Annotated in this window: 7 protein-coding genes and 1 tRNA gene; 1 reads left to right on the top strand and 7 read right to left on the bottom strand. The window is 45.6% G+C overall.

The genetic code is table 11. From position 1 onward, the window contains the following. Nucleotides 1-18 precede the first annotated feature (18 nt). The 4 genes from WC773_01800 to WC773_01815 form a co-directional block, all read right to left on the bottom strand. The gene (locus WC773_01800; GenBank protein MFA6082134.1) at nt 19-3,852 is read right to left on the bottom strand and encodes a hypothetical protein; all 3,834 of its coding nucleotides are present in this window, start codon (nt 3,850-3,852) and stop codon (nt 19-21) included. Then, on the bottom strand, nt 3,852-4,223 hold the full coding sequence (locus WC773_01805) for a four helix bundle protein (GenBank protein ID MFA6082135.1): 372 nt from the start codon (nt 4,221-4,223) through the stop codon (nt 3,852-3,854). Before WC773_01805 ends, WC773_01800 begins: the two co-directional genes overlap by 1 nt. A gap of 14 nt (nt 4,224-4,237) precedes the next feature. Further along, complete coding sequence (locus WC773_01810; protein ID MFA6082136.1) at nt 4,238-5,173, bottom strand: hypothetical protein; 936 nt, start codon at nt 5,171-5,173, stop codon at nt 4,238-4,240. A gap of 146 nt (nt 5,174-5,319) precedes the next feature. Then, nucleotides 5,320-11,517, bottom strand: a complete 6,198-nt coding sequence (locus WC773_01815; GenBank protein ID MFA6082137.1) for a tail fiber domain-containing protein — start codon at nt 11,515-11,517, stop codon at nt 5,320-5,322. Nucleotides 11,518-12,020: 503 nt separating this feature from the next. On the opposite strand from WC773_01815, the gene WC773_01820 reads away from it, so the two are divergent. Continuing rightward, entirely contained in the window at nt 12,021-12,281 is a 261-nt protein-coding gene (locus tag WC773_01820; protein ID MFA6082138.1) for a hypothetical protein, read from the top strand. Nucleotides 12,282-12,401: 120 nt separating this feature from the next. On the opposite strand, the gene WC773_01825 is transcribed toward WC773_01820, so the two are convergent. From WC773_01825 to WC773_01835, 3 genes are all read right to left on the bottom strand, one after another. Further along, nucleotides 12,402-12,478, bottom strand: a tRNA-Val gene (locus tag WC773_01825). An 86-nt stretch (nt 12,479-12,564) separates the two neighbouring features. After that, entirely contained in the window at nt 12,565-13,050 is a 486-nt protein-coding gene (locus WC773_01830) for a cupredoxin domain-containing protein (GenBank protein MFA6082139.1), read from the bottom strand. A gap of 79 nt (nt 13,051-13,129) precedes the next feature. Then, nucleotides 13,130-13,666 (bottom strand): four helix bundle suffix domain-containing protein, encoded by a 537-nt coding sequence (locus WC773_01835; GenBank protein MFA6082140.1) that lies wholly within the window; start codon nt 13,664-13,666, stop codon nt 13,130-13,132. Between the last annotated feature and the right edge of the window lie 68 nt (nt 13,667-13,734).

Here is a 13,734-nt window from a genome sequence, read left to right on the forward strand (position 1 = left end):
TTTAAAATTTAAAATTAGTTATTTAATGTTCACTGTTCCTGTTCCAATATTTATGGTTCCGCCGTTAATTTGGGTGCTTTTTACCGTGCCACCAAACGTCCAGTTGGTATTATTGGTGCCATCGTGGCTGGTACCATTGTTAGCCAAAATGGCACTACCACCACTAACCGAAGCATCGGACCGCGAAACATTAACGTACGAGACGCTCTGCGTGCCGGTAACTTTGGTTAGCCAAGTACCAGATGTGGCAGAATTGCGGAAGAAAATCATCCTACCCAAACTACCCACCCAGTTGATATTGTTCCAAGTATAAGTATCGCCACTGTGGTACTGCACCCTACAACTTGGTGTGGTTATAGCATAGGTGTTGGTGGCTGTGGCGGCGGCACCAAAAATGATGCCGGGAACAAAGCCGGTGCGTTCATCGTCCGATGCATCGGTGCCAGACGGGTTAGATAGTGTTAGATTATAAAACGCGTTTGCGCCGGTCATTGTGCCGGAAAGCGTTTGCTGCCCCACCCCGTTCATATTTATTGTACCAGAGTTGGCGGTGAAAGTACCCGAGTTGGTATAGTTACCGGAGACGGTAAGTGGGGCGGTTGATGAGGCGGTAAATAAGCCTTGGGAAGATATGTTCAAGTTTCCAAGGTTGAGGGTACGGTCGTTTGTTTCGTTATCAAAGGTAGTAGTCCGAATATCGTCGCTCTTACCCACGTTCATGGTTGTGGCAGAAATTACGCCGGTTCCTCCGGTAGCAGCGGTAATGGTATAATTATTAGTTACTGAAGGGTTAGAGAAAGTTAAAGTGTCAAACACCCAGTTAAGCGCGCCACTGGTTGAGCCAAAATTCTTGGAGGCCATAACCCGATTCTCTACCGTGCTCCCCGTACCCATATTAAAAGTGCCAGATCCAGAGATAGTACCGGGGACAGTGAGATCATTGTTCCCTCCAGAAACGGTGCCGTTGTTGATGAGATCAAAAGAATTGGATGCGATAGAGAGGGTGGAGTGGTTAGAAGCTCCTCCATCGAAGCTCATGGTAGTGGCTGCAGCTACGGTAACGGTGTCATCGTTTTGCTGAGGAGAAACTGTCTTGGTGGTGTTGGTATCACCCGAGGCATCCCACACTACGAAGGAATATTGGTCTCCCACCACATACGCAGTTGGCGAGCCACCATCAATTTTAAAACTAACATTTACTCCCGCATTGGTATCAGTAAAAGTAGAACCAACGGTAGCGTTACCAACGCTTACCTCATCACGATAGATGGCGAAGGTAGTAGCATCGGTGGCTGAGGCACGATAGGCGTAGGGACCGGCTGATAAATCGGAGGTACTAAGATCGTAGTTGAGGTCGGTGTCTTCCGTACCGGTACCATAGTAACTATGAACCGAAGCGGACTTTTCCCAAGAGTTTGAAGCATAATCATACTTGTCTGTTTCTTCGGCTTGAGGGGTCTCCGCAACAGCTGTTGGGGTGGTATACGCTCCCCAGATTTTGGTCACACCACCCGAGCCGGCATCTTTTTTAGAAATTATTCCAGAAGAATTTGCTGATGTAATCCCGTTAATTGTTGAAGTTAGTGTTGTATTATATAAGGTTAAATAATTGGATGAAGATGAAGCCCTAAAATCGTAAGTATTAGCTCCCAAACTTCCAAAGTTTCCGTTAATAATTGAATTTCCGGACGACGATAAACTAAGCTGAAATGCATATGTATTGCTGTAGAGAGATGGGGAAACGAAAATATTGTTATTACTTGCCCCTAAATAATATAATCCGCGATATGAGTCATGTATTGTTAAGTTATTAAATATATTTTTCCCAACACTATTACCCAAATGGATTCCTTCTAATGCATAAGAGATATTAACGTTATAAAAATAGTTATTTGTAGACGTCCCTATTGATATTGGATACGAAGTATATCCAATTAGGTTTAGGTTTGATACAAATATTCCGTTACCATTCAAACCAAGTGCTCCACGAATAATATCACTATCATAAATTTGGTTGTTGCTTGTCAAAGTTGGCGAACTAGATGTGAAAGTTGAATTTGAAACAATGTTCCCGCGACTCTGAAGACTTACAGCATGACCACTGTAAAACAAGCATTGATCGATCAAGTTATAGCCAACCCCGGTAATTATGTATATTCCTTGTTTATACGCTTGTTGAACTGTGGTCTTGACAATTCCTTTTGAGTAGGTTGCGTTATTATTTTTACCGCCACCTAAATACATGGCGTAGTTATTTTTTTTAATCCATGTGTAATTTACTGAAACTCCTTCGTTGGCATTTGCTCCATTAACAGCTCCTGTGGCAATACCGGCATAAATGCCATTTGTCCCCCTACCTAAATTACATACATCTGCATGGTTCATCACCGTTTCAGAACCAGTAGGCGCAGAATAGTATGGGGCTTTGGTGCTGTCCACTGTTGATGTGCATGCCGTACCTGATTGGGCAGTCAAATGCGCAAACTGTTCGATCTCATAGTGATCAGTTGCTTGTAGCCCATCCGAAATATGGGCTGTGTGGCCAGTAGCAAGAGAAGTAATTGTGCCCGGATAGGGCACTACAGAAAAAGAGTCGAACGAGGAACCACAAGCAGCATCGGCATTAATTGAAGTTCTAATTAAAAAATAATCAGAAGAGGTTTCGTCATATAGGTACCTTCCGGCTTGCTGGTTGTCAGCCGTGATAAGAGTAGTTGAGTCAGAACAAACCTTGCGTCCGCTACCAGATCCCGATACTGTTTCGGTGAAGGAAGCTGAGGCGGTGGTAGTGTAGGTAAGCTCGGTGGTGGTGTTAGAGGTAATGGGGTAGATGAGGCCTTCAGCCAGTCCTGAGCTGATGCGTAAATATTTATTGGCTTCGGAGTTTGTAGTCCACTCCGCAGAACGAGCGGTATCGGTGAGAGTGGTTTCGGTAGCTCCGGTTGAGGCTTGATCTGCATAGTCCAGGGATCCGAGCATCTGTACCTTTCCCGTTGACTCGTTTTGGATGTAGGTGTCAGAGTTGGTGTTATCTGAGTTGAGCCTTAGGATGGTGTTCTTGTTGATAATAAGGTTACCCTGTCCTGCTCCAGAGGTGAAGCCAACCTCTACGAAGCAGTTGGTACAGTTAGCAGGAGAAGCGTTGTTGTTGATGTCAATGGTAACGGTGCTTCCAGGGGCCAAACCACTCATGGTTTGCAGAGTGGCAGTGTAGCCTGAGGCATAGGCAATCTTAGTCTCGCCATTCACTTCAAGAGAGTCACCGGTACCGTTTCCAACTGTGACAGTGCCGTAGTTAATCACTAGGGTATCGGCAGCGTTAGCAGCTGAGACTATCATAGGATCTTCGATGGTCCAGGTAGGGTTGTTCCCTGATCCGGCGTCAAAGATCACCTTATAGAAGGAGCTGGTACCGTTGAGGGTTCCTGAGAGGGAGTAGGAGCCTGAGGTGGCAGTAAACTTGACTGTACTGGTACTGGCGGTAAAGGTACCTAAGTTACTCCAGGAGCCGGTGGTGCTAATGGTGTAGCTTCCTCCATTTAAGGTGGCGCCGCTGTCTATAGTTATTGATGTAACAGCCGCGGTGGTAACATCTACCGTGATATCTTGCGCCGCAGCAATCTGCACGCTGTCAGCGGTGGTGGGAACTCTGCCGCACGTCCAGCTGGCAGTGCTGTTCCAGCTACCGGCCCCGCCGGCTTGAGATACACAGGCAGAAGCATGCGTCGTTTTCGCACCAAAGAATAGCCAGAGAACACCAATAGTAGCGAAAACGAAAATTCTAAGCACGAAATTCGAAGCACGAAACAAATTCTTAAATTCAAAATTAAAAATACTTAAACTTTTATTCATTACTTTTCCAATTTTTGAATAATTGATCCCAAAATTAACATTAGTTCTTTAGCTTCATTTTGTAGACTTGTTTTTTGTTTATCTGATTCGGAATTTTCTTCTACATAAATTAGATTTAACCAATAGCATGTTTCTTTAGCTTCTTTTCTAGAGATTTTCATTCTCATAACAAGATCTTTCTTGCTGAGTGAATCGTTAGCTTCAAGATAGTTTGCTCCAATAGAACCAGAAGAACGAACGACTTGTTTTCCGTCCTCAATATTTGCAATTGTTTTAGGTAAATTACGGATAAACACCCTAACATCACGGGCAAATTTAGCCGTTCTTTCTTCTAAGTCATAAATTGGGGTCGGATTTTGGTTCATTGTCATTTCTTGTTTTTAATTTAAAATTTATGTGCTTTTAATTTGTTTCGAATTTGGTGCTTCGTGCTTAGTGCTTTTCTAAACAGATGTTTTATGCCATTCCAAATACTTCGTCTAAATCTGATTATCGCAAAACAAACCAGTACTATCGCCCCCATCAACCACCACGGTAGAATCCAGATCACGCGCTCCGAATACATTGCCGGGAACCCGTTGACGGAAAAGATAGTTAGCTTGGCGGTGTAGCGGCCAAACATCAGACCGGAACCTCGCCATTTTGTGCTATACGAACCGGTGTTGTCGGGGTATAGCATTTTGCCGCTCGAACTGATCGCCGTAATACCAACCTCATTATTCTTGTAGTTGTAAAATGTAACGTTTCCACTTGGACGAATGGCGGTGGTAGTTGGATTGGAAATGGTGGCGGACAACTTGAGCGTTGGCGTAAGCGCAACTCGACTGAGCGAGAAATTAGTGATACTTGGAGTAACAGACGCTACGGTTTGGTTTGGATTATAAACCGTTAGGCGAATGAATGCCGCGTCACCCACACCAAACTGCATCGCTCCATAATAACTACCGGGCTTAGCTGATTTTGGCACATACACAGAATAATTGACTTCGCCTTTTTGACTAGCGTTGATAGTAATTTTGGGATTTGAAACAGTTATATAAGGAAGAGTTTCCGATTTATTAGCTTGAATAGTGTTGGTGCTATTTTCTGAAGCTAATTTTAGATCACCGGATGCTTGGTCTGGTGCGGCGCCTGTAACAGTAGCGTTTAGATTTACCGTCGAAGTGGTTTGGTTGATAATGCGCACAACTTGATTTTGAAAGCCACCTTGTGCAAGCGAGATTTCAGCAGTAGTGGGATTTAAGAAAAGCGGCTGCGTAGATGCATGGGCTGATCCGGTTAAGATGGCGAAACCGACAAATATTCCGATGGTAACCACCACAAAGGAACACAAGGGATCATGATGGATAATGGGGGAAGACAAAGTAGCCCTAGTTATCCTTCGGGCAGCTCTTATAATCCTTAGCCGTCCTTTGGTAAGAAGTTTAAAAATTAAAAATTGGGATTTGAGATTTATTTTCATTTTACCTAATTCAAGCTAATGTTTATCAACACAGATGGTAGGATATTTGATGCGTTGGTTTTGACTGCGCCAAAGCAAGAGTTAACCGCACCAATTTCAGTTGAATCAACCGCGCCCGCCGTGGTGGAGGTAACAGCGCAAGTGTTACGAACAGCCCCAAAGATGGCTTTTACATAAGCTTGGCCGTTAGTCATCATTATTGCTTGGCCACTGGCCGAATTTCCAACCACAATTACTCCGGCGGCACCGGTCATAGACGCTACGCCGGTTTGCTTGACTTGGTTGTCTGCCGAGGTATCATTAATAACTGCGCTGGCAGGCTCTGTGGCGGCTGCGGTGTTGGTATAGACGAATGTGCCACCGATAAAGAACCTTGTATCGACTATGTTTGATACGGTGTTAATCCCCGTTGTCGCTTTGGCGATAACTACTGTTGGATAGTTAGCGTTGTACGCTGGCAAATCTACCGACTTATGCACTTCACAAGCTTGTCCGGTGGTTGAAGCGGTACCACTTGCAGTAAGGTAAACGTATTCAATAGACGAAGCATCCAACGCAAGGCTTGAATCAGAATTTACAACACAACGGGAAATCTTGGTTGGGCTGGAAATGCTGTCAGAGGTATAAACTGAGCCAGCGGCAATTTTAATATTAAGCCCAGCGTCTATGCTTGGTTTTAAGGCACTGGTGGCTGAAGTTAAATCTCCCGCTACTGTTCCAGAGTTTGGATCTACACCGACAATCGGCACACCCGGCAAGCTGTTGCCTGAGGCTATTTTACCTGTTACATCAACAGTAAACACCGATACTGAAGAGCTATTCTTTATGGATAGCAGATCACCAGTTTGATCTTGCGCTGCGCTGATTGCCAAGGCGGTATCGGCCGCATTTGCCGATCTAATTACCACCGATCCAGCGTTTACCGTACCAGCAGTTATGGTGGTTGCATTTAGCGTGGTAGTGGTAATTACCGTTGCCATGTTGTTTATCTGAGATTGTAGACTGGCGGTAGTAGTTAATAACGAATTAATCTTTGGCGTGGCGTCGGTGATAAAGGCATCGTGAGATTGCAATATTGGCAAGTAAAGTACGGCCAGTTGGTTGTATTTAACACCGGTTATCTCGCCTGCAGCATTTCTAATTACCAAATCTGGCACGTGCTGGTCTGTTTCTTCAGCAATCAACCCAAAATCTTGTAATCCCGGGGTAGATGAATTTTGATTCCAGGTAAAGTTAACCGGCCGTAAGGATAAAATTGCACTGGAATCAATTACCTTGGTGGTGATATCGGTTTTATACTTTAGCGACGACGATTGCGGAATAATTGAGGTGCCATTTAAGACCAATGCGGTTCCGGCTCCAGCTGCGGCCAGAGTAGCGTCTAATGTCCCTGTAATTGTGGCATTGCCGGTAACAGTTAACCCGGCTGCGGCTGTTAATTCTGTAACGTTATAAGTTACACCGGCAGTGTTAAGATTGACGATATCAGTACCGGTTCCAACTGTGATTGTCTTTCCACCGGTTGAAGTGATGGATGAGTTCTCGGCAAAAACCAGGTTGGACGCGTTACCAGACGCTCCTAATAATAACTGATTAGTACCGGTGCCTTGCAAAATCAAATTACCGCTTGAACTAGATATTATGCCATCAGTTCCATCGTGTGTTAACTGAACGTAGTCAGTATTATCCGAAGCATAAACCCGCAAGTAGTTTTGGGCGCTTGCCATATTGATGTTGGCGATTCCGGTTGACGCCTGTAAATTAACATCGCCGCCTTGCGCAATTAGCGAATATGCCGCAGCTCCGGTTGAGGCAGTGCCTGAATATGTACCGCCTGACAACGTCCCACCTGAAATTGTGGCGCCATTAATCGTACCGGCTGCGGTGATAACACCGGCTGAGGAAACTGCGAATTTTGACACACCATTCAATTGCGCATCGATAAGATTACCAGTAAATCCGGTAGCGGCGTTGACACCGATGCCAGTACCGGCAGTAGACCATCCTGTTGAAGTGGTACCGGCGGGTTCGACTAGTAGTTGAGGCTTGGTAGTGGTAGCATCGCCCCCCGAGAACCAAGTGCCCGTCAACAACGCGGCGGGAGTAGAAGCGGCACCGTTCGATTGGCTGATTAGCTGTCCGGCTGCAATCTGCAACGCATAGTTTGCCGTAGTTGCACCGGATGCGGTTAAGTAAGCGGCAACGTTAGTGCCGGAAGTTGCGTTGGTGTTTGTAACACTGGAATAAAGTCCGTAAGCAGTGAAGGCGGTATTTGCGTTAGCCCCAGAAACGGCGATGTTAAGCGCTTTGCCTGATCCACTAGCTGTACCGGCGGTGGATGTAACCGCCAAGTTAGCCAGATTGCCCGAAGTAAGCGAGCTTGACGAAACATCAACCAAATTTCCAGTGGTAAGAGAGTTGCCTTGAACAGACATCCCCGCAGATGTGCCGGTTTGAGTGGTATTAGATGATGCCACCGCCAAGTTGCCGGTAATTGATTGGTTACCAACGATAGTGCTTCCGGTTGAGGTACTGGCACCAGCAGCTGAGATAGAGAATTTGGAAACGCTGTTTACTTGTAAGTCTAATAGATTTGCCGATTGTCCGGTGGCAGCGTTAACCAGTAAAGCTGTTGACGTGTTGCCGGAGTTGTTTACGACCAAACCAGTGGCTGCGGTAAGAGTAGCAACATTGTAGGTAACGGTTGCGACATTCAAATTAAATACATCAGCGCCATTTCCAACAGTAATAGTCTTACCACCTCCGTCGGCTCCACCTAGCGTTGAGCTTTCTTGGAATAACAAGTTTACCGCGGTACCGGTGCTACCTAAAATAAATTGGCTAGTGCCAGACCCGGTAAGTTGGAGCTCACCGGAGCTACTCGAAATAACTGCATTAGTACCATCATGAGTTAACTCAGCGTATTTTGTACCGGCCGAATCATAAACACGTAGGTAGTTTTGTACTCCGGAAGTATTAATCGCCACAATACCGGTGGTTGGTTGCAAGGCAAGGTTAGTGGCAGCTGGGGTAACGATGGTGCCAATTGATAACACATCGCCAGCAGTGGCAGTGGATATTGTAGTACCACTCCTGGACCAATATCCTACCGATCCGGTGCTAGACGCCACTAGAGTGCCGGCAATAGTTAAATTACCCGCAGAATCAAGTTTAAATATTGACACTCCACCAACCTGCCAATTTGCCAAGTCTGCCGCAGAACCGGCTCCGCTTCCCGGAGCATTCATGCCAAAATAAGTACCACCATTTGCAGCAGCATTTCCACCAACTATGGCGCTACCAACCTGAATTACTGACGCCGTAGATGATGCAGCCGGCACCGTGGATACAACCAACGAAGTACCAGAGACTTGATTAAACGTACCGGTTGACGCGGTCAATACTCCACCGGTGATAGTGGCGGTGCCATCGGTAAGTGTACCACCTTGAATAGTGCCGGTGGCGGTTACGGACGCGCCCGAAACTCCACCAGTAGCGCTAAACGATGCCGCAGAAACCGCTCCAGAGAACGATCCGGTGGTACCACCTGCGATAGATCCGGTATTAATAATTCCTGTAGAATTTAGATTCAATCCGCCAGCTGTAACTGTGACTCCACCAGCGGTAACCGCAAGACCGCCAGCAGTTATCCCAATTCCTCCACTGGTGACTGTAAGCAACCCGGTAAAGTTAGAGGTGCCGTTGACATCAAATTTGTATGCTCCAGGTGCGGCACCAACCCCAATATTCCCACCGTCTGTGCCCAAAATAATATTGCCAGTGCTTACATCACCAAGTGTGATTGTACCGGTGCCTTTGGCATTAATGGTAAGGTTTTCATTGGCGGCAGATGAAATCGTCGAAATATCAGCTCCGGATCCTGCCGCTTTGGCGGTAATCTTAATTCCGGTTGCCGCGCTGGCCGCTGAGGAATCAACCTGTAGCGAGTAATACGTTGAAGTAGTGGACGGTGCCACTATTAACGCGGTTGCCGAAGCATCTGAAGTGATAAGTGAACCCACTTTAAGAGTAGCGTAGGTTGATGCGCCAAGCCTTGAATACAAATCAAACCTGTCTGAGGCACCGGTCCATTGCAACGCTGCATAAGTACTTTTAACCGGGCCAAGATAAAACTGAATCTGCTGGCTATCAACATTGTCGGTAGCTTGATTGGTATCAATTGTAAACGACAATGACGATGTTCCATTCACGTTTGTTGACCCAATGTTTAGATTGTCAAAATAACCGGTGTCAAAGTGCGCGGAGGACGATCCTAAATTAATCCCTGCCCCAGTTGGCACGATACTGGAATTCGTAGCAATGTTTGACCCGGATAATGTTAGAGCGGTCGACCCACCCACACTTAAAGTGGCGCCGGTTACTGAACCAAGGGATACGATGTTACCGGCAGAATCGATGGTGGCCACGTTACTACCGTTACCTTGAACCTGAAACTTTCCCGTAGATCCAGTAGCGATGTTGACACTAAAGTTGGCATCGGTAGCGGTATTCGACAAAACAACAGTAAGATCCCTGGCATCGGAAGTGGTGATTGTATTACCGTTTTCGTATGCTGCTTGCAATGTGGCACCAGAACCTACCCCTGCGCAAGACCCAAACACCGGAGTACCTGACCCATCTGCGACTAAACATTGCCCGGATACACCAGCCGCCGTTACGCTAACATTGCCTGTACCATTACCGTACATAACCCCTTTACTGGTAATAGTGGTTAGCCCTGTGCCGCCATGCTGAACATCAATTGCCGAGCCTTGCCAACTACCAGATGTAATTGGCGATCCGAAAGCAAAACCCGCTCCTGCGCCTGTAGCCGTAAAGGTAGTCAGCCCATTTGCCGCTACCGTGGTTGTGTAATAGTTGCTGTTATCATACTTAACTGTTAATTGTGGTGCGGTGGTTGAGGTAATAGTAACTGGCACCGAGAAATCACCGCCCGAGCTGCTACCGATAAACGCGCCTGCAATATTAACATTTCCGTCTTTATCTACCTTGAATTTAGATACTCCATTGCCTTGAAGATTGATAAAGTCAGCTGCCGATCCGGCACCAGATGCGGGAGCATTTACACTGATATACGTACCTCCGTTGGCTGCCGCATTGCCGCCAACTAAGGCATTGCCAATTTGGATGACCGAAGATGTGGCCGATGCAGCGGGGAGAGTAGAAACCACCATTGAATTACCTGAAACTTGATTCAAATTGAGAGAAGTGGCGGTGATGGCACCACCCGTAATTGTCGCTGTTCCATCAGTCAAAGTACCGCCCTGAACCGTACCTGTTGCGGTTACCGATGCACCGGAAATTCCACCAGTAGAAGTAAGCGAACCGACAGTGACCGGCTTAGCAAACGTAAACGCTGCCCCCGCTCCCGCCCCATTAAATGTGGTAGCGCCATTGGCAGCAACCGAAGCGGTAAAGTAGTTTGACGCATCATATCCCACAGTCAATTGTGGAGTAGTAGTAGAAGTTACAGATATTGGAGAAGTAAACTCTCCTGAGGAAGACCCGCCTGACATGACCGTCCCCGATATGGTAAGGTTTCCACTCGAATCAACTTTAAAGATCGAAGTGCCACCAACTTGTAAATTTATCATGTCACCGACATAACCAGCCGTACTGTTGACTCCAAGGTAAGTGCCACTGGCGTTGCCACCAGTGATTGGCGATCCAAGCTGTAGTAATGAGGCGGCATTTGAGGCAACCGGCGCGCTCGAAATTGACACGGAACCACTAGTGTTACTGTAAATGACGCTGCTTGCACCAGTGCCCGGCTCCATATTCTGCAACTTGTCCGAGTTGATAGCACTGGCAACCGTGCCCAACTGACGGCGCGGAACTAATTCCGGGTCGGTCCCAATACGAATACCGATAAATAGGTTGTTCGATGAAAAGTCGAGCGAGGATGAAAATGCGGTAGATGATCCCAGCAATGTGTACAAAATACCGTTTTTGGCTGCAATAGTTTTAGTTTCAGTCCATAGAGCAGTATCGGAATTGGATGGATACGGATCAGCTGTGGTGCGATCGGTGGCGTAAATGCTGTAACGCACGGTGTAATTGCCATCGTCAATAGGAGTTCGGGTGCTAGGTTGAATAACGCGTAAAGTAAGAGGGATCTGACGTGCCGTAGCCGCTTGCACTTTTGTTGTAACAGGTAAATATGCCATGTTGGACAAAAGCATCGTCAGAATAATGGCGGCTATCCCAACAACCCCTCCGGGCGTATGCCCTACGGGCTGGAGCCTAATCACCCTTACAGCCCTTACGACCCCCCTTGTATTTCCACCTAAGGATGAGCAAAGGATCGCAAGGGATTGGCAAAGGGAGACAAAAGAGAAACCAACGCTTACGCGACCTTCTCGATTATGAGCAGGCTCTACACGTTTTGACCAGCGTGCAGATAGGTTTATTAACTTAGGAAATCTCAAATGGTTCTCCCCTCTTATGAGACTTACTAGTTAATTATATATAATCCAGCTAGATAATGTAAGAGCATTTTTGCGCTTAAATTGAGCACAAATATCGCGCAATAATTTGCGCAAAAGGAATGGATCGGTTTATTTGAACAAAATATAACGTTTTTGAGCCTGTCAATACCAGTTATCCACAGGTAGTCGGCAGCACACGGCTTAATTTGAAATTGTTTCTTGTTCTGCTATGATAAAATCACTGAACGAGAAAACATATGTTAGACATTGTCAACCCATCACAAATAAATCAACTTAATTCTCGAGTTAATCAGGTATCCTTGTCTGCATCGATATCGCTGATTATAACCTCTGCCATCCTTACGCTGGTTTTTGTCGGAGGTACTGCATTTTACGTTTACGGCAATAAATATCCCGGTAACGCTTCTGAGATAATCAATTCCAGAAACAAAAATAACACCGACGCTGGTGCTAATTTAACAAATTCAAACTACCTGGTCCCGCCAGGACCACAATAGTAAGCACTAAATTCGAAGCACCAAGCACTAAATAAATCGTAAATACAAAATTCAAAGCTTAAAATTTGGAATTTTGGATTTGTTTCGAGTTTAGAATTTCGAGCTTAGTGCTTTTCGTCTTGGTGGAACCGAGTGGACTCGAACCACTGACCCCCACAATGTCAATGTGATGCTCTAACCAACTGAGCTACGGCTCCATTATTACGATTATAACATAAAAACGCATAAGTTGAAACATGTGGCTCCAGAGCCACCCCTACACCCCTAACCACCCAAACTTACCCTAACGTACTACCACTTTTCCCGTCTGAGCGGGATTGTAGCGATTATAGTACCCAAAAGTGCCAGTCTTACTAAAACTAACATCTGCACTGCTTCCCACAGTAATAATGCCAATATTCAATGGCAGATAATCTGTGTTAGTAGGATTAGGATTACTAGATAAGTTTAGTTCGTTACTACTACTATTCACAAAATGAACAGTCTGGTTTTTACTTACGCTGATTGTCGCCGGCGAGAATCCGTCTTTACTAAAAGTAACTTGGTTTTCATAAACTATCGTACTTGCGGAGGGCGATGGGCTCGAAGCCGAACTAGGACTATTTGTACTAATTGAGCTCGGATTTGGCGAGCTAGTAACCCGATCAAACGTATTAGGAGTCGGTGAAGGCATTGGTACCGGGTTTTTATTTAAATTACTGTAAGCTAACCACAATCCCGCAATGATTATGACTAAGTAAATTAGTAAATTTAGATTCTTATTTTTCATAATTTAGGACTGTTAGGGTTGTTAGGGAAGTTAGGGCAGTTGGGAAAACCATTAACACCCCCAACCACCCCTAACACCCCTAATTCCCCTTATACTTTTGGTTTTTCCTTTCATTAAACAGTTTTTCACTGTAGCCACCTTCGTTTTTGAATTTTTCTTCCAGACTTGTAATTTGTTTACCCAACAGAAATGTAGTCTGGTTTATAAATGTTATCAGCATATTTGCGGCAATTTTAGGGTCACTGGGAAGATCGGGAGTATTAAGGTGACCTAGGTCTACCCAAACTGCCCTAAACTCCCTAAATCCCCTTACAATTTCATGGTCTTTCCCCAACAGTTCTAGGTTCCTTTGGCGTAAAAAATCTTGATAATCTAACAACAGTTCTTCCTGTGACGCTTTGGCAACCCCAGTTAGTTTGATATACATTTTCAGTGATTTTTCCACAGAGCCCTCGGCAATGTTTTGTCTGCCACTTCGAGCAGCTTGAATCATTTGCTCTACTAATCTACCATATTCTTTACCAGCCAAAAATTTCTGGCAAAAAATTACCGTTAAATCGTATACAATTGTTGCCATTTTAAATGAAGCTAAATTTTTGTAGCCTGATTGGGGCATTTGGTCCTTTTAGGGTAGTTTGGGACGTTAGGGTTGTTGGGAGAATAACCACCCCTAACACCCCTTAC

The organism is Patescibacteria group bacterium, from assembly GCA_041660565.1.
Taxonomy (GTDB): Bacteria; Patescibacteriota; UBA1384; order CAJBMM01; family CAJBMM01; genus JBAZWC01.